Origin of the sequence: Plastoroseomonas hellenica, assembly GCF_018129085.1 — a bacterium.
Lineage (GTDB): Bacteria > Pseudomonadota > Alphaproteobacteria > Acetobacterales > Acetobacteraceae > Plastoroseomonas > Plastoroseomonas hellenica.
In genome coordinates this window covers 15971-41016 of the sequence record NZ_JAAGBB010000019.1, presented here as the reverse complement: position 1 = coordinate 41016, position 25046 = coordinate 15971, and the positions used below count along the sequence as shown (strand labels likewise).

25 protein-coding genes are annotated in these 25046 nt (G+C 70.5%); 9 read left to right on the top strand and 16 right to left on the bottom strand.

Translation table 11 applies throughout. From position 1 onward, the window contains the following. Positions 1–16: 16 nt before the first annotated feature. Positions 17–1264 (bottom strand): M20/M25/M40 family metallo-hydrolase, encoded by a 1248-nt coding sequence (locus GXW71_RS16520; RefSeq protein ID WP_246526636.1) that lies wholly within the window; start codon positions 1262–1264, stop codon positions 17–19. Positions 1265–1386: 122 nt separating this feature from the next. Here GXW71_RS16520 and GXW71_RS16515 point away from each other — a divergent pair, with 122 nt between their 5' ends. Further along, on the top strand, positions 1387–3351 hold the full coding sequence (locus GXW71_RS16515) for an alpha/beta hydrolase domain-containing protein (RefSeq protein ID WP_211853639.1): 1965 nt from the start codon (positions 1387–1389) through the stop codon (positions 3349–3351). On the opposite strand, the gene GXW71_RS16510 is transcribed toward GXW71_RS16515, so the two are convergent. From GXW71_RS16510 to GXW71_RS16495, 4 genes are read right to left on the bottom strand one after another with little or no spacing between them, the layout of a single operon-like run. Then, positions 3348–4379 (bottom strand): amidohydrolase family protein, encoded by a 1032-nt coding sequence (locus GXW71_RS16510; protein WP_211853638.1) that lies wholly within the window; start codon positions 4377–4379, stop codon positions 3348–3350. The two genes, GXW71_RS16515 and GXW71_RS16510, sit on opposite strands and share 4 nt — an antisense overlap. Before the next feature lie 14 nt (positions 4380–4393). Then, the gene (locus GXW71_RS16505) at positions 4394–5383 is read right to left on the bottom strand and encodes a Bug family tripartite tricarboxylate transporter substrate binding protein (RefSeq protein ID WP_211853637.1); all 990 of its coding nucleotides are present in this window, start codon (positions 5381–5383) and stop codon (positions 4394–4396) included. A 55-nt stretch (positions 5384–5438) separates the two neighbouring features. After that, entirely contained in the window at positions 5439–6560 is a 1122-nt protein-coding gene (locus tag GXW71_RS35475; protein WP_211853636.1) for a Gfo/Idh/MocA family protein, read from the bottom strand. Further along, positions 6557–7642 (bottom strand): Gfo/Idh/MocA family protein, encoded by a 1086-nt coding sequence (locus tag GXW71_RS16495; RefSeq protein ID WP_211853635.1) that lies wholly within the window; start codon positions 7640–7642, stop codon positions 6557–6559. Before GXW71_RS16495 ends, GXW71_RS35475 begins: the two co-directional genes overlap by 4 nt. 242 nt (positions 7643–7884) lie before the next feature. On the opposite strand from GXW71_RS16495, the gene GXW71_RS16490 reads away from it, so the two are divergent. Genes GXW71_RS16490 through GXW71_RS16480 form a run of 3 tightly spaced genes read left to right on the top strand, consistent with a single transcriptional unit; the run spans position 7885 to position 10580 of the window. Continuing rightward, positions 7885–8424 carry a flavin reductase family protein gene (locus tag GXW71_RS16490; protein WP_211853634.1) on the top strand — a complete coding sequence of 180 codons (540 nt, stop codon included), beginning with the start codon at positions 7885–7887 and terminating at the stop codon, positions 8422–8424. Between the two features lie 11 nt (positions 8425–8435). After that, entirely contained in the window at positions 8436–9452 is a 1017-nt protein-coding gene (locus GXW71_RS16485) for a Gfo/Idh/MocA family protein (RefSeq protein ID WP_211853633.1), read from the top strand. Positions 9453–9467: 15 nt separating this feature from the next. Then, positions 9468–10580: an LLM class flavin-dependent oxidoreductase gene (locus GXW71_RS16480; protein WP_211853632.1), complete on the top strand. Its 1113-nt coding sequence runs from the start codon at positions 9468–9470 to the stop codon at positions 10578–10580. A gap of 27 nt (positions 10581–10607) precedes the next feature. Here GXW71_RS16480 and GXW71_RS16475 read toward each other — a convergent pair whose 3' ends face one another. The 4 genes from GXW71_RS16475 to GXW71_RS16460 all read right to left on the bottom strand — a co-directional run bounded on the left by GXW71_RS16475 (position 10608) and on the right by GXW71_RS16460 (position 14767). Further along, a complete protein-coding gene (locus GXW71_RS16475) occupies positions 10608–11411 on the bottom strand; it encodes an alpha/beta fold hydrolase (RefSeq protein ID WP_211853631.1) in 804 nt (267 codons plus the stop codon). A gap of 100 nt (positions 11412–11511) precedes the next feature. After that, positions 11512–12471 carry a LysR family transcriptional regulator gene (locus GXW71_RS16470; RefSeq protein ID WP_211853630.1) on the bottom strand — a complete coding sequence of 320 codons (960 nt, stop codon included), beginning with the start codon at positions 12469–12471 and terminating at the stop codon, positions 11512–11514. Positions 12472–12493: 22 nt separating this feature from the next. Next, positions 12494–13480 carry a Bug family tripartite tricarboxylate transporter substrate binding protein gene (locus GXW71_RS16465; RefSeq protein WP_211853629.1) on the bottom strand — a complete coding sequence of 329 codons (987 nt, stop codon included), beginning with the start codon at positions 13478–13480 and terminating at the stop codon, positions 12494–12496. A 318-nt stretch (positions 13481–13798) separates the two neighbouring features. Next, complete coding sequence (locus tag GXW71_RS16460; protein WP_211853628.1) at positions 13799–14767, bottom strand: tripartite tricarboxylate transporter substrate binding protein; 969 nt, start codon at positions 14765–14767, stop codon at positions 13799–13801. Between the two features lie 111 nt (positions 14768–14878). On the opposite strand from GXW71_RS16460, the gene GXW71_RS16455 reads away from it, so the two are divergent. Further along, the gene (locus tag GXW71_RS16455) at positions 14879–15355 is read left to right on the top strand and encodes an MmcB family DNA repair protein (RefSeq protein ID WP_211853720.1); all 477 of its coding nucleotides are present in this window, start codon (positions 14879–14881) and stop codon (positions 15353–15355) included. Between the two features lie 66 nt (positions 15356–15421). Further along, on the top strand, positions 15422–15847 hold the full coding sequence (locus tag GXW71_RS16450) for an organic hydroperoxide resistance protein (protein WP_211853627.1): 426 nt from the start codon (positions 15422–15424) through the stop codon (positions 15845–15847). 163 nt (positions 15848–16010) lie between these two features. On the opposite strand, the gene GXW71_RS16445 is transcribed toward GXW71_RS16450, so the two are convergent. Continuing rightward, on the bottom strand, positions 16011–16868 hold the full coding sequence (locus GXW71_RS16445; protein WP_211853626.1) for an NHL repeat-containing protein: 858 nt from the start codon (positions 16866–16868) through the stop codon (positions 16011–16013). A gap of 76 nt (positions 16869–16944) precedes the next feature. Between GXW71_RS16445 and hydA the strand changes: the two genes are divergently transcribed. Next, the gene (gene hydA / locus GXW71_RS16440) at positions 16945–18399 is read left to right on the top strand and encodes a dihydropyrimidinase (protein ID WP_211853625.1); all 1455 of its coding nucleotides are present in this window, start codon (positions 16945–16947) and stop codon (positions 18397–18399) included. A gap of 115 nt (positions 18400–18514) precedes the next feature. Here hydA and GXW71_RS16435 read toward each other — a convergent pair whose 3' ends face one another. From GXW71_RS16435 to GXW71_RS16420, 4 genes are all read right to left on the bottom strand, one after another. Then, on the bottom strand, positions 18515–19087 hold the full coding sequence (locus tag GXW71_RS16435; RefSeq protein ID WP_211853624.1) for an invasion associated locus B family protein: 573 nt from the start codon (positions 19085–19087) through the stop codon (positions 18515–18517). Between the two features lie 10 nt (positions 19088–19097). Next, positions 19098–19778, bottom strand: a complete 681-nt coding sequence (locus GXW71_RS16430) for a class I SAM-dependent methyltransferase (protein WP_211853623.1) — start codon at positions 19776–19778, stop codon at positions 19098–19100. Positions 19779–20076: 298 nt separating this feature from the next. Next, on the bottom strand, positions 20077–20829 hold the full coding sequence (locus GXW71_RS16425; RefSeq protein ID WP_211853622.1) for a class I SAM-dependent methyltransferase: 753 nt from the start codon (positions 20827–20829) through the stop codon (positions 20077–20079). Next, on the bottom strand, positions 20826–21011 hold the full coding sequence (locus GXW71_RS16420; RefSeq protein ID WP_211853621.1) for a hypothetical protein: 186 nt from the start codon (positions 21009–21011) through the stop codon (positions 20826–20828). The genes GXW71_RS16425 and GXW71_RS16420 overlap by 4 nt, the downstream gene beginning before the upstream one ends. 222 nt (positions 21012–21233) lie before the next feature. Here GXW71_RS16420 and GXW71_RS16415 point away from each other — a divergent pair, with 222 nt between their 5' ends. Then, entirely contained in the window at positions 21234–22034 is an 801-nt protein-coding gene (locus GXW71_RS16415; protein WP_246526643.1) for a DUF2272 domain-containing protein, read from the top strand. Further along, positions 22031–23140, top strand: a complete 1110-nt coding sequence (locus GXW71_RS16410; protein WP_211853620.1) for an NADH:flavin oxidoreductase/NADH oxidase — start codon at positions 22031–22033, stop codon at positions 23138–23140. Before GXW71_RS16415 ends, GXW71_RS16410 begins: the two co-directional genes overlap by 4 nt. A gap of 28 nt (positions 23141–23168) precedes the next feature. Here the strand turns inward: GXW71_RS16410 and GXW71_RS16405 are convergent, their stop codons facing one another. After that, complete coding sequence (locus GXW71_RS16405; RefSeq protein ID WP_211853619.1) at positions 23169–24068, bottom strand: dihydrodipicolinate synthase family protein; 900 nt, start codon at positions 24066–24068, stop codon at positions 23169–23171. After that, the gene (locus tag GXW71_RS16400) at positions 24065–25012 is read right to left on the bottom strand and encodes a dihydrodipicolinate synthase family protein (RefSeq protein WP_211853618.1); all 948 of its coding nucleotides are present in this window, start codon (positions 25010–25012) and stop codon (positions 24065–24067) included. Before GXW71_RS16400 ends, GXW71_RS16405 begins: the two co-directional genes overlap by 4 nt. Positions 25013–25046: the final 34 nt, after the last annotated feature.

Sequence of the window (25046 nt, the reverse complement as noted above, 5' to 3'; positions counted from 1 at the left end):
CCGGCTGGTATCCGCCCTACGCTCCCAGCAGGTCCCAGACCGCGAGGGCGTAGGTTTCGGCCACCACGGCGAGGTCGTCCACGAGCACGTATTCGTCCGCGCCGCCCATGCCGAAGGGCGTCGGGCCGTAGACCACCGTGGGCAGCCCCTCCGCGCGGAACAGCCGCGCGTCCGACCCGCCGACGCGCATGTTGACGGCAGGCGCGGTGCCCCGCACCTCGGCCGCAGCCTGCGCCACGCGACGGACGACCTCGTGCCCGGGATCGGTATGGCTTGGCTCGCTCCGCCGCAGCACCCGCCAGGCGATGCCGGGCAGCGCGTCGAGCGCCTGATGCAGGAGGCGCTCGGCCTCCGCGCAGGAGATGCCGACGGGCAGGCGGATATCGCCCCGCGCCCGGGCGGAAGCCGGCACCAGGTTCGGGGAGATCCCGGCCTCCATCATCCCGATATTGACGGTGATCGCGCGCAGGACCTGGCTCTCCCCAGCGCCTGCCAGCCGCTCGGAGATCGGGGCCGCGCGCGCGATGGCCTCGGCGATGGCGGGCGGGGTGGGGACGGCGATGTCGCGCAGGCCTGTGATGGCCGATAGCGCCGATACCAGCCGCTCCGCCGCGTTGACGCCGAGATGGACATGGGCGCCGTGGGCCGCCTTGCCGGCCGCCTCGACCTCGAACCACAGGAAGCCCTTCTCGCCGAAGCGGAGCACCTCCGGCGAGCCGACATCCGCGATCAGGATTGCATCGCCGCGAAGCTCCGGGCGGTTGTCGAGAAGCCAGCGCGTGCCGAGCGTGCCCATGCTCTCCTCGTCGCCGGCGAGGGCCAGGACCACCTCGCCGGCCCAGGTCTCCCGCAGTTCCGCGAGGGCCGCGAAAGCTGCCATGCTGGCGGCGATGCCACCCTTCATGTCGCAGGCACCGCGGCCGTAGAGGCGGCCATCGCGCAGCTCTCCGCCGAGAGGGTCCACGCTCCAGGGCAGGTCCTCCAGCACCGGATAGGTGTCGAGATGGCCGCTGAGCACGACGCGCCGCCCCGCCGCCCGGCCGCGGAGGAGCGCGACGAGGTTGGTCACGCCCTCGGCCAGCGCGATGACCTCGAGGCTGGCTGCCGGCACCGCCTCCCGCAGCAGCCGCGCCGCCTCGGCGGCAACCGCGCTGGTGTCGAGTGGCGGGTTTGGGGACGGCACCGCGATCAGGCGCCGCGCCGCCTCCACCATCCACGGCCGCCGCTCGACCACGCTGGACCGCAGCCTATCGCGATTGCTCATGCCGCCTTCCCCTGTTGCATCGACACTGCCTCTCCGTTCGCGCTCAGCGCCTGGCCGGAACGCGGGCGTTTCGGCCAGGCCAATGCCGGTCTAGGCTCCCGGAAAATTGGGGAGCCGTCACCATGCGCATCCGTGCCGCCGTCCTGGCCCTTGCCGGGTTGCTCGCGACCGCCGCACCCGGCATCGCCGAGGTCATCCGCCTCGAGGTGACGGCCCCACCGCAGCCGGCCTTCGGCGGCCGAGAGTTCGGAACGACCGGACGCTACGAGCGGCTGACCGCGCGCGCCACCCTCGCGCTCGATCCCAGCCTGCCGCAGAACGCCGTCATCGCCGACCTGGCGCTGGCGCCGCGCAACGCGCAGGGTCGGGTGGAGGCGATGACCGAAATCGTCATCCTGCGCCCGGCCGACGCGCAGCGCGGCAACCGGACGCTGTTCGTGGAAGCACCGAACCGCGGGCGGGAGCTGGCCGGGCAGCTCTACAATGACGGCGCCGCCAACGACCTGCTGCTCGGCCGCGATCCCGGCAACGGCTTCCTGCTGCGCCAGGGCTATACCCTGGTCTGGGTCGGCTGGCAGGCCGATATCCCGCCCGGTGAGGGCCGCGGCGCCGGGCTCAGGCTGGAGGCGCCGGTGGTGCCTGACGTCACCGGCCCCTCCCGCGAGGAGTTCCTGTTCGACAACCGGACCAGCCCGGTCACCGCGCCGCTGACCTATCCGGCGGCGACGCCGGAGGGGGCGACGCTCACCGTGCGCGCGCGCTTCGAGGATCAGCGGCAGACGCCGGCCGACCTACGATTCCGCTTCCTCGACCCACAGCGGATCGAGATCACGCGGCCGACGGGCTTCGATGCCGGCGCGCTCTATGAATTCATCTACACGGCGCGCGATCCGAAGGTGCAGGGCATCGCCTTCGCCGCGCTGCGCGACGTCGCGGCCTTCCTGCATCGGGAGGGCAGCGCCGCCAATCCGCTGGCGGCCGGCGGCCGCCCGACCACCGATCGCGCCATCCTGCACGGCGTCTCCCAATCTGGCCGCTTTGTGCGCGACTTCCTCTATCTCGGCTTCAACGAGGATGAGCGCGGCCGCATGGTCTATGATGCGATGCTGCCGCACATCCCGGGCACCCGTCGCACCTTCACCAATGCCCGCTTCGCGCAGCCCGGCCGCAACCCGACGCCGCATGGCGACCGCCTCTACCCCGCCGACCAGTTCCCTTTCACCTATGCGGTTATGGAGGATCACCTGACCGGCCGCCGCGACGGGCTGCTGCTGCGCTGCCGCACCAGCAACACCTGCCCGCGCATCATGCAGAGCGACAGCGAGTATGAATTCTGGGGCGCGCGCGCCTCGCTGCTGGTCACCGACACGCAGGGCCGCCATATCGACCTGCCGCCGGAGGTGCGGGCCTATGCGCTGACCGGCCATCCGCATTTCGCCGTGGCGACGGCAGTGGCGACGCGGATCGATCGCTGCGCCCTGCCGGTGAACCCGCTGCAGGGCGGCGCGCCGATGCGCGCCCTGCTGGTCGCGATGGAGGCCTGGCTGCGGGAGGGCGTGGAGCCGCCGGCCAGCCGCTATCCGATGCTGAGCCAGGGCACGCTGGTACCGGCGGAGGGGCTTTATGCAGGCCTGTCCATGCTGGGCTACCGCGGTGCCTATGGCCCGGCGCAGCTTGTCGACAATGCCGCGATGCCGCCGGCGGTGCGTGGCGAGTACGCGGTGCTGCTGCCGCGCGCCGATGCCGACGGCAACGCCATCGGCGGCCTGCGCGGCCCGGTGATCGAAGTGCCGCGCGCCACCTACACCGGCTGGAATCCACGCGCCGAAGGCTTCGCGCCGGGGGCGCTCTGCTACAATACCGGCGCCGTGCTGCCCTTCGCCGCGACCCGGGCCGAGCGCGAGGCAGCGCGCGATTCGCGCCCGTCGATCGAGGAGCGCTACGCGACGCCGGAGGCCTATGTGGCGGCGGTGCGGGCATCGGCCGAGCGGCTGGCGGCGGAGCGGCTGCTGCTGCCGGAGGATGTAGCGGCGATCACCGCCGCCGCCACCTCGGGCAGCCTGGCGCGGCTGCGCAGCGGGCCTTAACGCATGGCGACCTGAGCCGCGGCCCCCGCCGACAGCCGCAGGATCTTCGCGGCCGTGCCGTCCAGGATCATCGCGCGCTCCTCCTGCGTCAGGTCGAGCGCGTCCAGGACATCCAGCGGTCGCGCATAGCCCATGTCGAAGGTGTAGTCGCTGCCGAGCACGACCCGGTCGATCCCGACCTGGCTGATCAGCCAGCGCAGGATCTCCGGTGAGTGTGAAATGGTGTCGTAGGTGAAGCGGCGCAGATAGTCGCTGGGCGGGCGCGGCATATGAGCGCCTTCGCGGCGGACGCGCTGGCCGTGATCCAGCCGTCCCATCAGGATCGGCAAGGCGCCGCCGGCATGCGGCAGGCTCACCTCCAGCCTCGGGCACCGATCGAGCACGCCGCCGAAGATGAGATGCGCGGCCGCGACCGCCGCCTCGAAGGGATTGCCCAGCAGGTTGCCGAGGTAGAAGGGCTTCAGGCGCTGGCCGCCGAGCACGATCAGCGGGTGCAGGAAGACCGGCAGGCCGGCCGCCTCGATCGCCTGGAACACCGGCAGGAAGGCGGGATCGGACAGGTCCCGGCCATTGACATGGGTGCCCATGTAGACGCCGTGGATGCCGGGCAGGCTCCGCGCCCGCTCCAGCTCCCGGAGACTGCGATCGATGTCGGGCAGCGGCAGGGTGGCAAGGCCGATGAAGCGGTCCGGGTATTGGCGGTGCGCTTCGGCGCAGGCGTCGTTATAGGCGCGCGCCAACCGTTCGGAGAGATCGGGCGAGGCCCAATAAGTCATGGGCGCGGTGAGGGAGAGCACCTGCATGGTGATCCTCGTCGCCTCCATGTCGGCGATGCGCTCCTCCAGGTTCCAGTAGCGCGAGGAGAGCGGGCCGTTGCGAAAGCCGGCGGCCTGCACGATGAAGCCGTCCGGCGTCTCCGTGTATTCCGCGCCCTCGGCGGCGCCATCCCGGCCCAGCAGCTCCAGGAAGGGTTTGGGGAAGTAGTGAGTGTGGGTGTCGATCACCCGGCGCGGTCCGGTGGCGTTCATGGTTCCGTTCCCTCTCACTCCGCCGTCGCACCGGCACGCTCGGCCACCTCGCCCCAGCGCTGCGCCTCGGCGGCGATGTAGGCGCCGAATTCCTCGGGCGCACGGCTGACGACGGGCTCGACCCCGCCGGTGGCGTAGCGCTGGACGACCTCGGGCTGGCGCAGCGCCTCGCTGGTCACTGCATGGAGGCGCGCGATGATCTCGGGCGGGGTGCCGGCGGGAGCGAGCAAACCCTGCCAGGAGCCGGAGACGAAGCCGGGATAGCCGCTCTCCTCCATGGTCGGCACCTCCGGCAAAGCGGGGACGCGGCGCGCGGTGGTGACGGCCAGCCCCTTCAGCCGTCCGCCCTGCACATGGCCGAGGGCGCTGGACAAGGTGATGAAGCCGCCCGCGACAGCGCCGGTCAGCATATCGGTCGCCGCCTGCCCGGCGCCGGCAGCGTAGGGAACGTGGATCATCTCCAGCCCTTCGATCTGGCGCAGCCGCTCCATCTCCAGCCGGTTGAGGCTGCCGCTGCCGGGAGAGGCATAGGAGATGCGGCCCGGGTTTGCCTTCGCCCGGGCCACGAATTCCCTGACGCTGTCGACCGGCATGCCTGGGCCGACGATGAGGATGTCCGGCGTATCGGCGACCAGCGAAATAGGCGCGAAGTCGATCGTCGGCCTGACGCGTAGCGTGCGGCCGAACACGGTGGGGTTGATCGCCAGCGTGCCGACATTGCCGAGGAAGAGCGTGTAGCCATCCGGCGCCGCGCGCGCCGCGGCGTCCATGCCGATATTGCCGGCCGCGCCGGTGCGGTTCTCGATCACCACGGGCTGGCCGAGCGCCTCGCCGAGCTTCGGCTGCAGGATGCGTCCGACGAAGTCGGAGGCGCCGCCCGGGCCGAAGGGCACGATGACCCGGATGGGTCGGTTCGGATAGGCGGTGGCGCTGGTGACCGCGGGCAAAGCGAGGCCGCCGAGCAGCCCGGCCAGCAGCGAGCGGCGCCCGCAGGTGTTGGACATCGTCTTCTCCTCCCCGTGCCGGCCGCTCACCGCGGAGGCCGGCGCCCGCGGTGGATCAGGCGGCGCGCGCCACATCCGCCGCATCCAGCGGCAGGTGGATGGGTCGCTTCAGCTTCGCCGAGAGGTCGAGCGCCTTGGTCAGCATCAGCCGGTCATGCGCCTCCGCCGCGGTGGCGGCCTGCGTGGGCACGCCAAGGGAGACGCGGTCGAGCCAGGAGACCGTTTCCTCCCGCATCGGCCCACGCAGCTCACCCAGCGCCATGTCACCCGGCGGGTAGGAGCCGAGGAAATCCACCAGCCGCTGCTTGTCCGGCGCATAGCCTTCCGAAGTCGGCTTGCTGACGGCCAGCACGATGTCCCGGTGGGTGTCGTCGATCGTCAGCACACCCTCGGTGCCGTTGATGCCGACCTCCAGGCTGTAGACAGCGCCTGGCCAGCTCACCGGCAAGGCCCAGGAGATATTGAGGTGGTACAGGCTGCCATCCTCGAAGGTGATGAGGCCGGCGGTGGCATCGATGCCCTTCCATTCCGGGCCGAGCACCTTGTCGACGGAGCGCGCATAGACCTCGACCGGGCGCTTGGCCTCCATCATCCACATGACGATGTCGAGCGCATGCGTCCCGGAGATGACCATGGGCGAGATGGTCTCGGGCTTGTCCGTGCGGCGATAATTGTCGATGGCGACGAGGCGGTTCATGAAGGCCCGCGACGTCACCATCGTCACGTCGCCGAGCGAGCCGTTCGCCACCTTCTCCTTCGCCGCCAGCCAACGCCGGCGGAAGCGCTGGGTATAGCCGACCACCGCATCCACGCCGGATTTTTGGATAGCGTTCATCACGCGCACGGATTCGTTGAGGTCGGTCGCCAGCGGCTTCTCGATCAGCAGCGGCAAGCCGCGCTCCACCGCCGCCATGATCGGGCCGACATGCAGGTGCTCGTCGGTCGCGACGATCACTGCGTTCACCTCTGGCCGTGCGAGGAGCTCCTTGTAATCCGCGGTGACATAGTCGGCAGCGATCACCTCCCCCACCTGCTTGCCGCGTTCGGGCTTGATCTCGGCGATGCCGATCCAGTCGACCATGGGATGGCGTGCCGCCACGCCGCCGCGGAACAGCCCGACGCGGCCGGCACCGATGATGGCGAGGCCGAGGCGCTTCTTCTGTGTGGGCCGGATCACAGCACACCCTCCGTCAAGGTCAGCGACAGCCGCTCGGCCTGCGGGTTCCGCAGCAGCGGCAGGTGCACCACCTCCCCCGTCTCGATGGAGAGATCGGCGGCGGTGTAGACTTCCATCGCGAGCAGCGCCTGCTCGGGCGTGACCAGCGGCTCGCGGTCGCGGATCACCGCCTCGATGAAGGCATCCGTCTCGGGCGCCATGGCGCCGGCATAGACATGCCCGACATATTCACCAGGCATGGTCGAGAGCGGAAAGACCGAGCCGGGCTGGCTCATCCGCATCAGGGCGATATCCCGGTGCGTGTCATCCACCATCAGCGCGCCTTCGGATCCCACGAATTCGATCCAGGTGGAGGAGAAGTTCGGGTAGCCGGGCGGCAGGATCCAGCCGGCGCCGATCGTGACCACCACGCCGGTATCCATGGTGATCATGATCCAGTTGCAGTCCGGCGCGCCGTTCACCGGCGCCATCACCTTGCGCACCTCCTGCGCGTAGACCTTCACCGGGCGTGCCGGGGCAAGGCACCAGAGCACGAAGTCGATGTCGTGCGTCGCCTCCATCGCAGCAGGGGAGAGCTTCACGCGGCCGCTGATCTTCTTGCCGAGGCCACGGCCGATATGGCGGCTGATGAGGACGCTGACGGGATCGCCGAGCACGCCGTCCGCCACCTGCTTCTTCGCGTAGGCGTATTTGGGCGAGAAGCGCTGGGAGTAGCCGATGGTGAACTTCACGCCCTGGCGGCGGGCCAGCGCCACCAGCTCATCCCCCTCTTCCAGCGTCAGGGCCAGGGGCTTCTCCAGGAAGACGTGGCGGCCCTGCTCCAGGAACGCGCGCGCCATCGGGAAATGGTTCTGCTCGGGCGTCGCGCAGATGTAGACGGCCTCGATATCCGGGTTGTCCAGCAGTGTGCGCCAGTTGGTGGTGGCGGTGGCGGCGCCGGTCAGGGCTTCGACCTCGCGCAGCCGCTCCTCGCGGTTCTCCGCGATGTGCAGCTTGGAGACCAGCAGGTTGCGCGACAGGGCCTCCGCCCGGATGCCGCCGCACCAGCCGGTGCCGACGATCGCCGCTTCGATCTGTCTCACGCCGTTCCCTCTCCCGCCCGTTCTTGATGCCCGGATCCGCAATGCCGGGATGCTAGCGATGCGCGCGAAGGGCGCCCAATAAGGCTTCGCCATCCACCCCATAGGATTTCGGTATCCGCCCGGCCGGCCTGCCCCATCACGTTCCCTGATGCGGGACAGTCGAAAAGATTGGTTCCGGTGCTCCCGCGGCCTCGCCATGGTCCGGCCAGCGGCGATGTCCTGTCCGCCGGGGAGGCTGGCGCATGAGCGTCTCGACTATCGCAACACCGGCGACGCCGGTCCGCATCGACTGCACCGCGGCGCCCGAGCCGCGTGCCTTGCGGCAGGCGATGGGCCGCTTCGCGACGGGTGTCGCCATCATCACCACCCGCACCAGGACGGGCGAGCTGGAGGGGATGACAGTGAACTCCTTCTCCTCCGTCTCTCTCGATCCGCCGCTGGTGCTCTGGAGCCTGCGGCGGCAGGCGCGCGCGCTCACCGGCTTCGTGGATGCCGGCTGCTTCGCGGTGAACATTCTCTCCGCCACGCAGGGCGCGCTGTCGCGCCACTTCGCGACGCCGATGGCCGACAGGTTCGAGAGCCTGGCCTGGGAGCCCGGACATGGTGGCTGCCCGCTGCTGCCCGGATGCCTCGCCAGCTTCGAATGCGACACGCATGAGGTGGTCGGCGCCGGGGATCATCTGATTCTGATCGGCCGCATCCGCCACGTCACGCATCGCGACGGCGCGCCGCTGGTCTTCCATGGCGGCCAGTACGGCGTGCCCGTGGCGCTGACGGCCTGAGGGGCAAAGGGATGACGATCAAGGCGGCGGTGGCGGGGCTGGGTTGGTGGGGGCGTCAGATCACCCGCAGCCTGGCGGGTTCGGATGCGATCCGCGTGGTGCGGGCGGTGGAGCCCGCGGTCGCGGCCAACGCCGAATTCGCGCGCGAGTTCGGTCTGGCGATCTCCCCAAGCCTGGAGGAAGCCCTGGCCGATCCGGCGGTGGAGGCGGTCATCCTCTGCACGCCGCAAAACCTCCACACCGATCAGGTGCTGGCCGCCGCCGTCGCCGGCAAGCACGTCTTCTGCGAGAAGCCGCTGGCGATGCGCCGCGCCGATGCCGAGGCGTCCGTCGCCGCCTGCCGCGCCGCCGGCGTCGTGCTCGGCGTCGGCCATGAGCGCCGCTACGAGCCCGCCATGCGGCGCTTGCGCGGCCTGATCCGGGACGGCGCGCTCGGCACGCTTCTGCATGGCGAAGCGAATTTCAGCCATGACAAGCTCACCCATATCAAGCCGGGCGATTGGCGCGCCGATCCGCGCAACCCCGCCGCCATGACCGGCATGGGCATCCATCTCACCGACGCCTTCCTCGAGCTCTTCGGCCCGGCGATGGAGGTCTATGCCGCCGCCGCCGGCATCGTCTCGGACCGGCCGAATGGCGACATCGTCTCGGTGCAGATGCGCTTCGCCTCCGGCGCCACCGCCTTCGCCAGCGCCATCCTGGAGACGCCGCTGTTCATCGGTATCAGGGTCTTCGGCTCAGAGGGCTGGGCGGAGATCCGCAATGCCTCGCATCCCGATACCCCAGGCCCGGCAACACTGACGGTACAACCCAAGGGAGCCACGCGCTGGTCCGAGGAGCACGCCTGGGAGAATGCCGTGCTGCTGAACCTGCACGCCTTCGCCGCCGCCATCCGGGGCGAGGCCCCCTATCCCATCACCGACGCCGAGAAGATCGGCAACGTGGCCGTGCTGGAAGCGGTGCGCGATTCCGTCGCGCATGGCGCACCCGTCCGCCTCGCCGCCCTGGCGCGGACCATGGCCGACTAGAGGAGGAACAGACCTATGGAGCTCGGTTTCTTCACCATGCCGATCCACCCGCTGGGCAAGGACTGGCGGCAATCGCTCCGCGAGGACCAGGACGCCTTCGTACTGGCAGACCGGCTCGGCTATGCCGAGGCCTATGTCGGCGAGCATTCGACGGATGCGGCGGAGAACATCACATCCTGCATGATGTTCCTCTCGGCACTCGCGGGGCAGACGCAGCGCATCCGCCTCGGCACCGGTACGGTGAACCTGCCCAACATCCATCCGGCCGCGCTGGCCGCGCAAGCGGCGATGCTGGATCACATGCTGGACGGGCGCTTCATCCTCGGCATCAGCCCGGGCGGGCTGCTCTCCGATGCGGAAATCTTCGGCAATCTCGGCGCCGACCGCAATGCGATGTTCCTGGAATGCATCAACCAGGTGCTGGCGCTGTGGAGCACGGAACCGCCCTACAACCTCACCGGACAGTTCTGGACGGTCGGCACGCCCAAGACCTACCTGCCCGAGATCGGCCAGGGCATCATCCCCAAGCCGCTGCAGCGCCCGCACCCGCCGATCGTCGTCACGGCCGTCGCGCCTTTCTCCAAGGGCGTGACGGAGGCGGCCGCGCGTGGCTGGGATCCGATCTCCGCCAACTTCCTGATGCCGGCCTGGGTGCGGAGCCACTGGCCGAAATACGTGGAAGGCTGCGAGCGTGCCGGGCGACCGGCCAATCCCGCCCGCTGGCGCGTGGCCAAGAGCATCTTCGTCGCCGATGACGACGCGACCGCGCGCGACTACGCGACCGGCGCCGAGAGCCCCTACACCTATTACTACCGCTCCCTCCTGACCAAGCTGAAGCGCAACGGCCGCGCGGAGCTGTTCAAGGAGCGGCGCGACATGGTGGATGAAGAGGTGACGCTCGACTACGTCACGGACCGGCTGGTCTTCCACGGCTCGGTCAACAAGGTGGTCGACCAGATCCTCGCCTTCCGCGAGCAGGTGGGGGATTTCGGAACCCTGCTCTATGCCGGCAAGGACTGGCGGGACCCGGTGCTGGGCCGCCGATCGATGGAGCTGATGGCGGAGAAGGTGATGCCGGCGGTGAACGCTGCCATCGGAGGCAAAGCCGCGCGGGCCGCGGCGGAATAGGCGCCGGAATTCCGGCGCCTACCCCGTTCAGTCCAGGCCGAGGAACCCCGCCACGGCCGCCTCGAACCCGGCGGCGTTGTCGATGTTGGGCAGATGGCCGGAGCCCGGGACCACGGCTAGGCGGGCACCGGGCACCTTCTCCGCCATGGCCTGCATCACGGCGGGCGTCGAGCCGACATCCTGTTCGCCAACCACGAAGAGCGTCGGGCAGGCGATGCGGGAGAGATGGGGCAGCAGCGCCAGCGTCTTGATCGCTGCCGCGCAGGCCTGATAGCCGGCCACCGGCGTCGCGCGGATCATCGCTGCCACCTTTTTGGTGGCCGCCGGCTGCGCCGCGCGGAAGGTGGGCGAAAGCCAGCGCTCCACCGTACCAGCCACGATCGCGTCCATGCCACCCGAAGCCACGGCGGCGATGCGCTCATCCCACATCGCCTGCGCGGGCGCGGGAGTCTCCGCGAAGGCGTCACAGCAGACGAGGCGCTCGATTCGCTGCGGATGCGAGAGCGCGAGCTCCAGCGCCGTCATGCCGCCGAGCGACAGGCCCATGAAGGTGCAGGCCTCGATTCCGAAGGCGTCCATGACCACCACGGCATCGGCCGCGAGGTCCGGGATGCCGGTGCCGCCCGGCACCACCGCGCTGCGCCCATGGCCGCGCGTGTCGTAGCGCAGCACGCGGTAGCGTCGCGTCAGCAGCGGGACCTGCCCGTCCCACATGCGGAGGTCGGAGGCCAGGCTGTTGGACAGCATGATCCATGGCGCGTCTTCCCGCGCCTCGCCATCGGCCCGGGCGTGGATCGTGCCACCTGATGCCTGCACCTGCCGCTCGATCATCGCATGCGTCTCCCTTTGGTCGGACTGGACACTAGGCGAGGCCGCGGACAGTGGCGAAATCACCATTCCTGAGGCCCACCATCAGCGCGCGCGATGCGTGTCAGACGGCGGGGGCTTCCCTGTCCCAGCCCGCATTCAGGCGCACCGTCTCCTGCTCCAGCACCGCGAGAAAGGCGGCGGCGGGCGCTGAGAGGGAGCGGCGCAGCGGCTGGATCAGGACCAGCTCCAGCATCAGCGGCGGGTCGGCCAGGCGGGTGACGGTGAAGTGCCGCCGTTCCGCCTCGTTCGCCATCATGATGGCCGGCAGCACCGTCATCCAATGGCCGGTCGCCACCAGGTCGAGCGTGCCGAGCATGGCATCCAGCTCCACCAGGCGCTCCACCGCGACCGCGTTGGACGCGAAGTAGGTCTCCAGCGTCTGTCGGCGGGTGTTGCGCGGACTGGGGAGTGCCAAGCGGAGCGTGCCCAGATCGGCCAGGCGGATGCTGCCCATATGCGGCAGATCCGATCCGGCGGCGGAGACCAGCACTTCGGCCGTACGGAGGAAGGGCTGCACGCGCAGCCCGGTGGTGCCGCCGAAGGCCGGCACCACCGCGAAGTCGAGCTCACCCGTGCCGGTGAGCGGCGTGAGCATAGCGCTGTAGGCTTCGGTTATCCGCACGATGACGTTGGGCTGCTCGCGGATGAAGCGGTCGAGCGCCGGGGCGAGGGCGCAGCGCGTCATGGTGGGCATCAGCCCGACATGCACCTCGCCCTCCAGCGCGTGCCCGTAGGCACGCACGGCGCGTTCCGCCGCTTCCCGCGCGCGCAGGATCTCCACGGCGCGGCCGTAGAGGGCATCGCCGGCAGGGGTCGGGATGACCGGCCCCGTGCCGCGGGTGAAGAGCCGAACCCCTAGCCGGTCCTCCAGCTTGCGGATGTGCTGCGACACGCCAGGCTGGGTGGCGTTCTCGCGCAGGGCCGCTGCGGTGAAGGACCGCTCCTCGTAGGCGGCGACGAAGAGGGAGAGGTCCCGGAAGCTTTCCGACACGCCGGCAGTGTCAGAGAGCCGTCGGGCCATGGCAAGGCCGACCTGGCTTGCGTCAGCCCAGGTCGATCGCCGCCGCCTCCGTTGTCCGCCGCCAGAGGGTCAGTTCCGAGCGCAGCCAGTCCCGCGTCTGCTCCAGCGAGGTCTCGGGCATCGGGCGCATGCCCTGGCGGCGAAAGCCCTCCCGCACCGGCTCGGCGCGCAGGGCTTCATGGGCCGCGCGATGCAGCGTCAGCAGCACCTGCCGCGGGGTCTCCGCCGGCGCGAAGAGTGCCTGCCATGCGACGGTGCCGATCCCGGGGTAGCCGAGCTCTGCCATCGTCGGGAGATCCGGGAAGTCCGGCAGGCGGGCGTCCGACGCGACGGCGAGGGCACGGATGCGGCCGTCGCGCACCATGCCGGCCGCGGTCGCGACATTGAGGAAGCAAAGGTGGAGGTTGCCGTTCAGCAGCTCCGTGATCGTCGGCCCCGCGCCGCCAGGCATCGGGACATGCGTCATGTCGAGGCCTTCGCGCCTGCCCAGCATCACCGCATCGAACTGCTGGTAGCTGCCGACGCCGGAGCTGCAGTAGTTCACCCGGCCGGGGTTGCGACGGGCATAGTCGATCGCCTCCGCCAGGCTGCGCGCGGGAAAATTCGTGGTGGTGGCCAGCAGGAAGGCCGGCAGGTCCGCCAAGCGCGCGACCGGCACCACCTCCTTCTCGTAGTCGATGGACATGCGGCGCTGGAACAGCACGGGCGTGATTGCGTTCGTGGTCACGTTGCCGACCATCAGCGTGTAGCCGTCGGGCCTGGCGCGGGCCATCGTCTCGACGGCGAGGATCCCTGCGGCACCCGGCCTGTTCTCGACCATGAAGGGCTGGCCGAGAACGCGCCGCATCTCCTCGCCGACCATGCGGGCGACGATGTCCGTCGCGCCGCCAGGCGCATAGGGCACCAGCATGCGCACCGGGCGGGCCGGGTAGGCTTCCTGCGCCATGGCAGCCCAGGGTGCGGCGGCGAGACACGCCGCCGATGCCAGGACATCGCGTCGCGTAGCCATCTCTTCCTCCCATCGCCGGCTGCGCCGGTCCTTTTCATGCGCCGCGGAAGGGCGCGGGAGGAACGCTAAGGAGTGGGCCGGCAGCGCCAGAAATCATCATTTCTGGGCACGCCCATCACCCGCGGTAATGGGCTGGCGGCGCCTTCGCGGCACAAGCACCACGCGGCCGCAGGCCGCTCCTGAGATTCTGCGGAGCGAGCGCAGCGATGCTCCGGGGCCGCGAATGCGGCCCCGCGCGCGACCAACCGCCGCCGCCAGTGCGCACCCGACAGCGCGCAAGCCAAGCCGCCGGAGGCGGCGCCGGCGCCTGAGGCCAGATTAGAGTCTCAATCCCATGCGCCGGATCATCCGCCCTTCATCCTCGAGCTGCTGCCGCGCGAAGGCCGCATATTCGTCCGGGCCGAGATAGATGATCGGCATGTCGAAGCGGTCGAGAATGGCCGTGTGCTGCGGATCGTTCAGCGCTTCGCGGAAGGCGTCATGCAGGGCGCGTACCACGCCGCGGTCCATGCCCTTAGGGCCGGCGATGCCGTAGGGCGAGGTGGAGACGATGTCGATGCCGCTTTCCTTCAGGGTCGGGACATTGGGAAAGCGCTTGGCGCGTTCCGGCCCCCAGGTGACGAGCAGGCGGAGCCGCCCCTCCTCCACCAGCGGTCCCCAGCCGGAGCTGTCGGCCAGCGCATGGGTCTGGTCGCCGAGCAACGATTGCAGGTTCTCCGCGATGCCGCGGAACGGCACATGCGTCCAATCGATGCCGCGCTCGGTCGCGATCTGCTCCATCGTGATGTGCAGCGAGGTGGCGACGCCGGGCGAGCCGTAATTGATGCGGCCGGGATTCGCCTTCGCGTAGTCGAGGAACTGGCCGAAGCTCTGCCAGGGCGCATCCGCGCGCACGGCGACCCCGAACAGGTAGCCGGTCAGGTGGATGATGTAGGAAAAATCCTGGTTCGGGTCGAAGGGCGGCCGCGGCGCCATATGCGGGTAGCGGAAGACGCTGATCGGCATCTGCGCGACCGTGTAGCCGTCCGGCTGGCTGTTCAGCAGCGCGGCCGGGCCGAGCGTGCCGCCCGCGCCCGGGCGGTTGTCGGCGATCACCGGCTGGCCCAGGCGACGGGACGCGGCATCGCAGAGGGCGCGCATCTGCACATCAGTGGTGCCGCCCGGCGCCCAGGGGATGATCACGCGGATTGGCCGGCTCGGGAAACCGCTCTGCGCCAGGGCGGGGCGGGCCAGCGCCGCGGCGCCGAGGCCCATGAGCGCCGCGCGGCGCGTGGTGACGATACTCATGCGTTTCTCTCCCAGGCTTCGTTCCCGCGATTGGCAACAGATCGGCGCACCACGCAAGCCCCGCCGCCCAGGGGCTTGACCAACGCCTGAACGGAACGCGAACATGTGCGCATGGTCCTGGTCCTCGACGTCCCTGAGCGTACCCGGCGCGTCCGCCGCGCCGCCGCGCGCTTCTGCCTGGCGCGCGGCTGGTCGCCGCTGTCGGAGGTGACGCTGCCGAACGGCCGCCGCGCCGACATCCTGGCGCTGCTGCCGGACGGCGGCTTTCACATCATCGAAGTGAAATCCTGCGCGCGCGACTTCCAGACGGACCGCAAATGGCCGGAATACCGCGACTTCTGCGATGCCCTCACCTTCGCGGTCGACCCCGATTTCCCACAGATACTGCTGCCGGAAGATGTCGGGCTGCTGGTCGCCTGCGCACCGGACGACACCGCCCTGCTGCGGGAGGCGCCCCGGCACCCGCTGGCGCCGGCCCGGCGGCGTGCCTTGCTGCATCGCTACGCGATGCTGGCCGCCATCCGCCTTGCCGGCCTCGAGGATCCGGAGGCGCTGCTGGCCGAGCGCGTGGCGCTCCGCGTCGAATAGACGCCTTTCACCCGGCGCCGCCCGCCCCATCTTCCGGGCGTGCCGATCAACGGAAGGAGGCCCCGAATGCCAGTCGATGTGAAATACACCACCCGCGCCACCGCGACCGGCGGCCGCGACGGCAGCGCCCGCACCGAGGATGGCAGCTTCGAGGTGAAGCTCGCGGTGCCGAAGGAACTCGGCGGTCCCGGCGGCCCCGGTGCCAATCCCGAGATCCTGTTCGCCAGCGGCTATTCGGCCTGCTTCCTCGGCGCCATGAAGGCGGTCGCCGCCAAGGGCCCGACCAAAGTGCCGGCGGATACGACCGTGACCGCGACGGTCGGCATCGGCCCGCGCTCCGAAGGCGGCTTCGGCATCACCGCGGCGCTCGAGATCTCGCTGCCCGGCGTGCCTAAGGCAGATGCCGAGGCGCTGGTCGCGCAGGCGCATCAAGTCTGCCCCTATTCCAACGCGACCCGCGGCAACGTCGACGTCAAGCTGACGGTTGTTTAGTCCTCAGGCGCCGGCGCGCGCATCCGCGCGCTTGGCTTTCGCGCTGTCAGGGCGGCATTGGCGGCGGCGGTCGGTCGCGCGCGGGGCCGCATTCGCGGCCCCGGAGCATCGGCTTCGCCTCGCTCCGTAGAAAATAGTGGCGGCCTGCGGCCGGCGGTTCATTTCAGGCTCCCTCGACCGGGACCAGCCGCGTGATGCGCGGCGGGTTCTGTTCGCTGAGGTAGATGCAGCCATCCGGCGCGCGCCACATCCCGTGCGCGCCGTTCAGTACCGGGCGGCCGCGGCCGAGCAGTGCGCCATCGGCGCCGAGCAGCGAGAGGCTCGGCACCTGGTCCGTCACATAAAGCCCGCCGCCCGGCGCGCCATGCACCGACATCGGTTTGTGCAGGTTGCGCCAGTCCGCAAGCCAGGTGCCGTCCGGCGCGAAGACCTGGACGCGGTTGTTCTCCCGATCCGCGACCGCGACGCGCCCATCTTCCATCACCCAGACCGAATGCGGCGTGCTGAATTCGCCGGGCCCCTCGCCGGGCGTACCCCAGCCGCCCATCGGCGTGCCTTCCGCGCTGAAGCGGTGGATGCACGACGCGGCGTAGCCATCCGCCACATAGATCGTGCCGTCCGCGCCGAAGGCCACGTCGCAGGGCGCGTTGAAGGGCTCGCCCGGGGCATGCCGCTTCCCGATCCCGCCGAGGCGCTTGCCCGTCCGGTCGAAGATGATGATCTCCTGCGCGTCGCGGTCCACCACGAAGACCCGGCCGTCCGGATGGACGGAGAGCATATGCCCATCCGCGACCGCCTCCCCGCCCCAGGCATCGATGCGGCGCCCGTCCGGGGCCAGCACCACGACAGCCGGCCCGTCCTTGCCCGCATAGGGGTCCTGGCGGAGTTGCACATAGACGCGGCCTTCGGCGTCGCAGGCGACATCGCTCGGCGCGCCCACCCCGACCGGCACGTCGCCCCAGGGACGCTCGATCCGGTAGAGTTGCGCGCCGAGGCGCACGAACAGAACATGGCGCGTCATCGAAGCTCCTTCCGCGGGCGCTGGCCCGGCATTTGCCTGCACCTTGCGCGAACATCGCCCCCAGAGGAATCACCCCATGGCCGAATTCGACCTCGTCATCCGGAACGGCACCATCGGCACCGCCAGCGCCGTCTTTGAATCCGACATCGGTGTGAAGGACGGGCGCATCGCAGCCCTCGCCAAGGGCCTCGGCGCCGGTGCGCAGGAAGTGGACGCCAGCGGCCGCCTGGTGCTGCCGGGCGGCGTCGACACCCACACCCATATCGAGGAGCCGCGCGGCGGCCCCACCAAGAACGCCGACACCTTCGCAAGCGGCAGTGCCTCCGCCGCCGCCGGCGGCACCACCACCGTGATCAGCTTCGCCCGCCAGGGCCGTGGCGAGAGCCTGGCCGAACAGGTCGCGCTGCACCACGAACGCGGCAAGCGCAGCCGCATCGACTACAGCTTCCACATGATCATCACCGACCCGACGCCGCAGATGATCACCGAGGAGTTGCCCGCCCTGGTCGAGGCCGGGCATCGCAGCCTGAAGATCTTCCTCACCTATGAAGGCGCCCGCATCACCGATGCCGAGGCACTGCGCGTGCTCGCCGCCGGCCGCAAGCTCGGCGCGCTGGTCTGCATCCACGCCGAACACCACGAGATGATCCAGTTCTACACCGAGGCGCTGCTCGCCGCCGGGCTGACCCTGCCGAAGCATCATGCCTGGTCGAAGCCGATGGTGGTCGAGCGCGAATGCACCCACCGCGTCTGCGCCATGGCCGAAGCGCTCGACGTGCCGATCCAGGTCTTCCACGTCTCCGGCGCCGAAAGCGCCGAGGAGATCGAGCGCGCGCAGAAGCGGGGCCTCAAGGTTTGGGCCGAGACCTGCCCGCAATACCTGGTGCTGACCGCCGATGATCTCGACCGCCCCGGCTTCGAAGGCGCCAAGTTCATCTTCTCCCCCGCCGGCCGCACCAGGGCCGACCAGGACGCGCTCTGGGACGCCATCCGCCGCGGCGTGATCGGCAATGTCAGCTCCGACCATGCCCCGACACGCTATGCCGGCGCCGACGGCAAGCTCGCCTTCGGGGTCGATGCCCCCTTCACCAAGGTGCCGAACGGCATCCCCGGCCTCGCCACCCGCATGCCGATCCTGTTCAGCGAAGGCGTCGCCAAGGGCCGCATCGACCTGCAGACCTTCGTCGCCATCACCGCGACCAACCCCGCGCGCCTCTTCGGCCTCGATCCCCGCAAAGGCACCATCGCGATCGGTGCCGATGCCGACGTCGCGATCTGGAACCCCGAGAAGCGCGTCACCATCACCAACAGCCTGCTGCTGCACGACAACGACCATACCCCCTACGAAGGCCTGCAGGTCACCGGCTGGCCGGAAACCACCTTCGTCCGCGGCACCGCCATCGTCCGCGACGGCCAACTCCTCGCCCCGCCCGGCCACGGCCAGTTCCTGCCCCGTGCGCCCTACGCCCTGATCGCGCCGCGCGGCGTCTTCCCGGCCCCGTTCAACCCGGTGGACCGGGTGGCCTTGTGAAGGCAGCGCACCCCGAAGAGGGCGCTCTGCGGCCTGGTCCAGATCGATCTGCGCCAGGCCGAAGCTTCAGCTCAACCTGTCAAGCAGGTCCCCAGCCTGAACATCCGGGGACGCCCTACTCCGATTCGCGCGACAGGGCCTCGTAGGCCGCCGTGAAGCCGCGGAAGGACACTGCGACGCCGGCTTCCTGGCCGGCCGCATCGCGCCATTCCAGCCGCGCCGCGGCCTCTGCCGCGCGGCTGCGCAGGCGCTGCAGGATAGCGGCGTCGCGCAGTTCCAGCTCCGCGAAGCAGCCACGGGGCGTGCAGCTCTTGAAGGGCAGGGTCAGCGCGGGGTCGACGGTGATCTGGGCCGGCTGGCCGACGGTGACATTCACCGGCACCTGCGCCACCAGGCGCAACGGCTCGCCCCGCGCCGGGCGGCCGAGTGCGAGGACGGAAACCGGTTGCTGGCGCTGATCGGCGCTGGTCTGCGCCATCTCACAGCCGCGCCCGCCGGTGGGGCGCTGCTCACAGCGCACCACCCAGTCGCCGAAGGAGGCCAGCGTGCGTTCCGGCGTGGATGCCGCCGGCGGCGGCGTTGCCGGCGCTGGTGCGGGTGTCGCGGGCGGTGCCGGCGGGCGCGTCTGCGCCTGGGCCGGACCGGTGATCAGGGGCAGCAGGAGGAGGAGGCGCGATGCAGCTTGCATGCGCCGCAATTCAGCAGGTCTTGCGCAGTTGCACCAGAGTGAACAGGCCGGCCGGCGGGCAGCCTTCCACCGATTCGACCGCCGCCTCGGCAGGATCAAGCAGGTCGCGCAGCGCGAAATCCGGATGCCAGCCGAGCACGCGCGACAGCGGCGCCATGGTGCGCTCGATCCACCAGCGCGGGCCGCCCTCGGCGGCGAAGTGATTGACGAACAGGATGTGGCCACCGGGCCGCACCACGCGATTCATCTCGGCGAACAGCTTCTTCGCATCCGGCACCACGCTGGCGGTGAACATGGCGACGGCGATGTCGAAGCTGCCATCCGCGAAACTCATGGCCTCGGCATCCATCTCGATCAGCGCATCGACATGGCCCAGCCGGTCCTCGGCGACGCGCTGGCGCGCCTTGTCGAGCATCTCGCGCGAAAGATCGATGCCGGTGACCGTCAGCCCCTGTCGGTAGCGCGGCAGCGCGAGGCCGGTACCGACGCCGACCTCCAGCACCTTCGGACCCGGAAGACGATTGATGGCGGCCACCGCGCGACGGCGCCCGAAGGCGGAGACGCCGCCGAACACCGCGTCATAGACATTCGCCCAGCGGCGATAGGCATTGCGGACACTGTCGGCGTCGAGCGCGGCGCGGGGATGGGCCTTGCCACCCAATTCGTTCCTGAGTTGTTCGATATGCGCCATGGGCCACCCACTTTCCGAATGGGCTAGACCAGTGCGGACCGCCACGCAAGTGTAAGATACCTGCCTCAAACGCCGGGCCGCGCATCCGCGCGGCTTGGCTTGCGCGCTGTCAGGGCGGTATTGGCCGCGGCTGTCGGTCGCGCGCGGGGCCGCACCCTCCTTCGCGCTGCGCGCTTCGGAGGGGCTGTTCGCGGCCCCGGAGCACCTGTCCTCCGAAGCCTTGGCGAAGGAGGATCGGCTTCGCCTCGTTCCGCAGAAGCCAGTGGCGGCCTGCGGCCGCTTGGCTTTTCGCGGAATGTTAAGCGGCGCGCGCCGCATAGGCGCCGAAGAGGTCCAGTTCACGTTGCAGCCGCGGCGCGGTGAAGCCGGCTTCAGCGAGTGCCGCGAGGATGGTCTCTGGCGGCACGCAATGCTCGACCGTGTCCCAGTAGTAGCGCATCAGTGCCCGCGCCTCGCCGCCGCCGCGCCCGAGTGCCGCGATCCGCGACAGCGCCGGCACGCCGAGCCCGAACCAGCCATGCGCGCAGGCGCGCCACAGCCGGTGCCGCGGCCGCGTCTTTTCCAGCACCAACACGATACCGCCGGGGCGCAGCACGCGGCGGAACTCGGCGAAGAGCGGGCGCAGGTCCGCCATGTGCCGCAGCGCATAGCCGAGCGTCACCGCGTCGACGCTGGCATCGGCGATCGGCAGGTTCTCACCTTCGCCGCGCAGCAGCGGCATCCCGGGCCCGAGTGCGGCGCGGCAGGCAGCGAGCATCCCGGCGCTGGGATCGAGCCCGACCACGGCACCACCCGGCCCGACCAGCGCCATCACCTCGCGCGCCAGGATGCCGGTGCCGGTCGCGACATCCAGCACCCGCATCCCGGGGCCGATGCCCGCCCAGCGCAGCGCCCGGCGCCGGTAGGCGCGCCCGGTACCAAGGGACAGGATGCCGTTGATCCGGTCGTAATGCCGCGCCGTGCGGTCAAAGAGGGCACGCACCCAGGGGGCGCGCCGGGCCTCGGCGCCGTACCAGGCCGGCAGCGGCGGATGCGGGCGCAGCGGCTTCACGCGAAGCGGGCCCGGCGCAGCGTCACCATCGTCCCATCCTCCTGCCAGCGCCCGTTGCGGCGGCTGCGCATGACCGTGTGCGTGTGATTGCAGGGCGGTCGATCGGTGGCCCGGCCACCGGTCGTGCAGGTCAGATCGTGCTCCGGCGCCCGCGCGCCGTCCACCACGACGTCGCGGGGCAACGGCGGGAGCAGGGTGCAGGCCATCATGGCCAGGGACGGGCGCGGGTCATCGGATCGAGCCTAGAACATTCGCATCGCGACAGAACCCGCCTCCCGCAGCATCGGCGCCATTGTGATCGGACGCCCCCTGCTGGCCGGCAGGCCGGAGCGCTGTAGGATCGCAGCCATGCGCATGACGGAACCCCGCCCAGCCCCCCCCATAACCAGGCGACAGGTACCGTGATGATGCGGGCCTTCCTCGCGGCCATGTTGCTGGCGTTCGCCGGCTGCGTGGCGCCGCCGCCGGTGCGGGAGCCGCCACTCTCCTACCCGCCATCGGCGCGGGAGCGGATGATCCGTATCGCCATCGCGGAATGGGAGGATTGGGGGCGGCTGACGCCGGAGACGGTGCCGCCGCATGCTGAGGGCGAGCTCGCGAATTTCCCCCGCGTCATGGCTTATTGGCGGGCGCTCGACCCCGGCGCCGATGAAGGCGCGATCGCGCGCAACCGGGCGCGCTATGCGAACGGCGCCGCGAATGTCTGGGACGAGCCACCCTGGTCGGCCGCCTTCATCAGCTTCGTGCTGCGCGGGGCCGGCATCGATGCACGGGAATTCCCGCCTGCCGCCGCCCATTCCAGCTATGTCGACGCGATGATCGCGGATGCCCGGGACTTCCCGGCCCGCGCACCCTTCATCCCGCATGACCCCGCCGGGCGCGTGCCGGAACCCGGCGACCTCGTCTGCGCCGACCGGTCCCGCCGCCCGATCGCCGATTGGCGCGAGCGCGCGGCCGACGCCGGGCGCTTCCGCCCGATGCATTGCGACATCGTGGTCGCCGTGGGTCCGGAGGGCGTCCAGGCCATCGGCGGCAACCTGCGCGACGCGGTCACCCGCGTGACCCTGCCCGTCGATTCCGGCGGGCGGCTGATCCTTGCGCCCGGCGCAACCCCCCGCATCTTCGCGATATTCGAGAATCGGCTCGGCCGGCTGCCGCCCTGGCGCCCGGTGCCGCCGCCTTCGCAAGGGACCCCCGTCTCGTGACCCATCTCTTCGATCCGCTGACGCTGCGCGGCGTCACCTTCAGGAACCGCATCGGCGTGGCACCGATGTGCCAGTACTCGGCGGCCGAGGATGCCCGGCCCACCGAATGGCACCTGGCGCATCTGCTGCAGCGTTCCCTTGGCGGCGCCGGGCTGGTCTGCGTGGAGGCGACAGGGGTGCTGCCCGAGGGCCGCATCACGCCGACCTGCCTCGGCCTCTGGAACGATGCCCAGGAGAGTTCCCATGCGCGCCTGGCCCAGGCCATCGCGCGCGGCGGCGCGGTGCCGGGCATCCAGCTCGCCCATGCCGGCCGCAAGGCGAGCCGCCGCCCGACCTGGCAGCGGGGCCCCGCCGAGCCGGGCTGGGAAATCGTCGGCCCCAGCGCCGCCGCCTTCGGCGATTACGCGACGCCGCACGCCCTGACGCCCGAGGAGATCGAGGCCCTGCCGAAGGCCTTCGCCGACAGCGCCCGCCGGGCGGTCCGCGCCGGCTACGGCTTCGTCGAGCTGCATGGCGCGCATGGCTATCTGCTGCACCAATTCCTCTCGCCGCTGTCGAACATGCGCAACGACGCCTGGGGCGGGGATTTCGCCGGCCGCAGCCGGCTGGTCCTCGACACCTCCGATGCGATCCGCGCCGTGATTCCGGATCAGATGCCGCTATTCGTCCGCCTCTCCCACACCGACTGGGTCGCCGGTGGCTGGGACACCGAGGAGACGGTGGCGCTCTCCCGCCTGCTGAAGGCCAAGGGCGTGGATCTGATCAGCGTCACCTCCGGCGGGCTCGATCACCGGCAGAAGATCGATCTGGTGCCGCTCTACCAGGTGCCGGGCGCCGAGGCAGTCCGGCAGGGCGCAGAGATCCCGGTCGCGGCCGTCGGCCTGATCACCACGCCCGAGGAAGCGCAGGCCGTCGTCGCCGAAGGCCGCGCCGACATGGTGCTGCTGGCCCGCGCCGTGCTGCGCAACCCGTATTGGCCGGCGCAGGCGGCGATCGCGCTCGGACGGCCGGAGGCGCTGGTGCCGCCGCAATACGACCGTGGCTGGAACGACTGGGGCAAGCTGCCGGTCGAGCTCGCCGTCGCCGAGCCGATGCCGGCGCTCTGAAACGAAGGGCACCGGAGGACCAGTTCCGTCAGGAGGCCTGGCGAAAGGCCAGGCCCAGCGCCTGCACGATGTCCTGCGCCATCGCATCGCGCGGGGCGGGAAGGGGCAGGCGCGGCGGGCGCGGCGCGCCAACCGGACAGCCCATGTGCCGCAGCAGCGCCTTGGTTCCCGCCACGTAATACTGCCCGCCCACGAATTCGATCAGCGGCAGGTAGCGCAGGTAAAGCGACCGCGCCTCGCGGATCTTCTCCTCATTGGCCACCAGTTCGAAGAGCCGCGACAGCGGCCCCGGTGCGACATTGGAGGCGACAGCTACCCAGCCCTCTGCGCCCTCCACGAAGGATTCGAAGCCGAGGATGCCGCCGAACACCGTCATCCGATCCCCGCAGAGCCGGATGATGTCCCGCACGCGCGTCACCTCCAGCGTCGATTCCTTGATGTAGGTGCAGTTCGCGATGGTGGAGAGCCGCGCGACGATGGGCGGCGTCAGGTCCACATTCGCGGTGGCGGGGTTGTTGTAGACCATGATCGGAATGCCGATCGCATCGCCGATCGTCTTGTAGTGGTGGTAGAGCTCGTCCTCGGTCGGCGTCGAATAGAAGGGGGGGATGATCATCACCCCATCCGCGCCGAGGCGTTCGGCCCGCCGGCTGAGCCGCACCGCCTCCCGCGTATCCTCGGCGCCGGCGCCGACCAGCACGGGCACGCGCCCGGCGGCCTGGCGGATCACCGTCTCCGCCACCGCCACATGCTCCTCATCGGAGAGGGACAGGAATTCGCCCGTGGATCCCAGCGGGATCAGCCCGTGAATGCCCTCCGCGATCTGCCAGTCCACGAAGCGGCGGAGCGCCGGCAGGTCGAGCGCGCCCGTCTCCGTGAAGGGCGTGATCATCACCGTATAGGTGCCGCGGAAGCTCTTCATCGTCATGCCGCCATCTCACCGCCGGCCAGCAGGCCGGATGCCACCAGCGCCCGCCGGATCTCCGCCCGCTCCCCCTCCGTGATGGGCAGCAGCGGCGCGCGCGGCGCCGGGTTGGGCAGGAGGCCCATCAGGTTCAGCGCCGTCTTCATGCGATTGTGCATGTCGAGCGACGGGCGGCGGTAGAACACCCGCACCAGTGGCCGCAGCCGGTCATTCGCGCGCCGCGCCGCCGCGAGATCCCCGCGCGCTGCCGCATCGTGCATCTCCGCGAGGATGCCCGGCGCCACGCTGCCGATGCCGGAGAGGATGCCGTCCCCGCCGAAGGCCAGCGAGGCCAGCAGCCAGGTGTTGTTGCTGGTCAGCATACTCACCTGGCGCCCGCAATCGCGCAGCACCAGCAGGTTGTCCTCATAGGCGGCGGGGATCTCGCTGCCCTCCTTCACCGCGATGATGCTGGGCACCTCGCGCAGCAGCCGCGCCAGCAGTTCCGGCGCATAGCCGAGGCCGGAGGCGCGGGAGAGCTGGAACAGCACGATGGGCAGCGGCGCCGCCTCGGCCACCGCCGCGAAGAAGCGCAGCACCATCTCCGGCCGCGCTTCCGCCCCGCCGGCGAAGAGCAGGGGCGGGAAGAGCAGCAGCGCGTCCGCGCCGGCCTCCCGCGCGTCCCGCGCCAGGGCTGAGGCCGCCCGCGGATCCTCGGCGACGATGCCCGCCACCACGCCCGTGGCCGCGCCCGCCACCGCGCGCGCAATCCGCACGACCTGCTGCCGCTCCGCGCGGTCGAGCGCGCTGGTCTCGCCGGCATGGCCGTTCACCACCAGGGCGCGCACGCCCGGCGCCGCGGCCAGATGGCCGAGATGCGCCGTGAGCGCCGCCTCGTCGACCGCCCCGTCCCGGTCGAAGGGGGTGAGGGAGGCGGGCCAGATGCCGCCGATGCCGGTCAGGTCCAAGGCACGACCCCTTCGCAGATTGCCGAAAACGTTT

Coding starts and splice junctions, on each gene's coding strand:
- GXW71_RS16520 (WP_246526636.1), bottom strand. CDS start 1,264: ATGAGCAATCGCGATAGGCTGCGGTCCAGCGTGGTCGAGCGGCGGCCG.
- GXW71_RS16515 (WP_211853639.1), top strand. CDS start 1,387: ATGCGCATCCGTGCCGCCGTCCTGGCCCTTGCCGGGTTGCTCGCGACC.
- GXW71_RS16510 (WP_211853638.1), bottom strand. CDS start 4,379: ATGAACGCCACCGGACCGCGCCGGGTGATCGACACCCACACTCACTAC.
- GXW71_RS16505 (WP_211853637.1), bottom strand. CDS start 5,383: ATGTCCAACACCTGCGGGCGCCGCTCGCTGCTGGCCGGGCTGCTCGGC.
- GXW71_RS16490 (WP_211853634.1), top strand. CDS start 7,885: ATGAGCGTCTCGACTATCGCAACACCGGCGACGCCGGTCCGCATCGAC.
- GXW71_RS16485 (WP_211853633.1), top strand. CDS start 8,436: ATGACGATCAAGGCGGCGGTGGCGGGGCTGGGTTGGTGGGGGCGTCAG.
- GXW71_RS16480 (WP_211853632.1), top strand. CDS start 9,468: ATGGAGCTCGGTTTCTTCACCATGCCGATCCACCCGCTGGGCAAGGAC.
- GXW71_RS16475 (WP_211853631.1), bottom strand. CDS start 11,411: ATGATCGAGCGGCAGGTGCAGGCATCAGGTGGCACGATCCACGCCCGG.
- GXW71_RS16470 (WP_211853630.1), bottom strand. CDS start 12,471: ATGGCCCGACGGCTCTCTGACACTGCCGGCGTGTCGGAAAGCTTCCGG.
- GXW71_RS16465 (WP_211853629.1), bottom strand. CDS start 13,480: ATGGCTACGCGACGCGATGTCCTGGCATCGGCGGCGTGTCTCGCCGCC.
- GXW71_RS16460 (WP_211853628.1), bottom strand. CDS start 14,767: ATGAGTATCGTCACCACGCGCCGCGCGGCGCTCATGGGCCTCGGCGCC.
- GXW71_RS16455 (WP_211853720.1), top strand. CDS start 14,879: ATGGTCCTGGTCCTCGACGTCCCTGAGCGTACCCGGCGCGTCCGCCGC.
- GXW71_RS16450 (WP_211853627.1), top strand. CDS start 15,422: ATGCCAGTCGATGTGAAATACACCACCCGCGCCACCGCGACCGGCGGC.
- GXW71_RS16445 (WP_211853626.1), bottom strand. CDS start 16,868: ATGACGCGCCATGTTCTGTTCGTGCGCCTCGGCGCGCAACTCTACCGG.
- hydA (WP_211853625.1), top strand. CDS start 16,945: ATGGCCGAATTCGACCTCGTCATCCGGAACGGCACCATCGGCACCGCC.
- GXW71_RS16435 (WP_211853624.1), bottom strand. CDS start 19,087: ATGCAAGCTGCATCGCGCCTCCTCCTCCTGCTGCCCCTGATCACCGGT.
- GXW71_RS16430 (WP_211853623.1), bottom strand. CDS start 19,778: ATGGCGCATATCGAACAACTCAGGAACGAATTGGGTGGCAAGGCCCAT.
- GXW71_RS16415 (WP_246526643.1), top strand. CDS start 21,234: ATGATGCGGGCCTTCCTCGCGGCCATGTTGCTGGCGTTCGCCGGCTGC.
- GXW71_RS16405 (WP_211853619.1), bottom strand. CDS start 24,068: ATGACGATGAAGAGCTTCCGCGGCACCTATACGGTGATGATCACGCCC.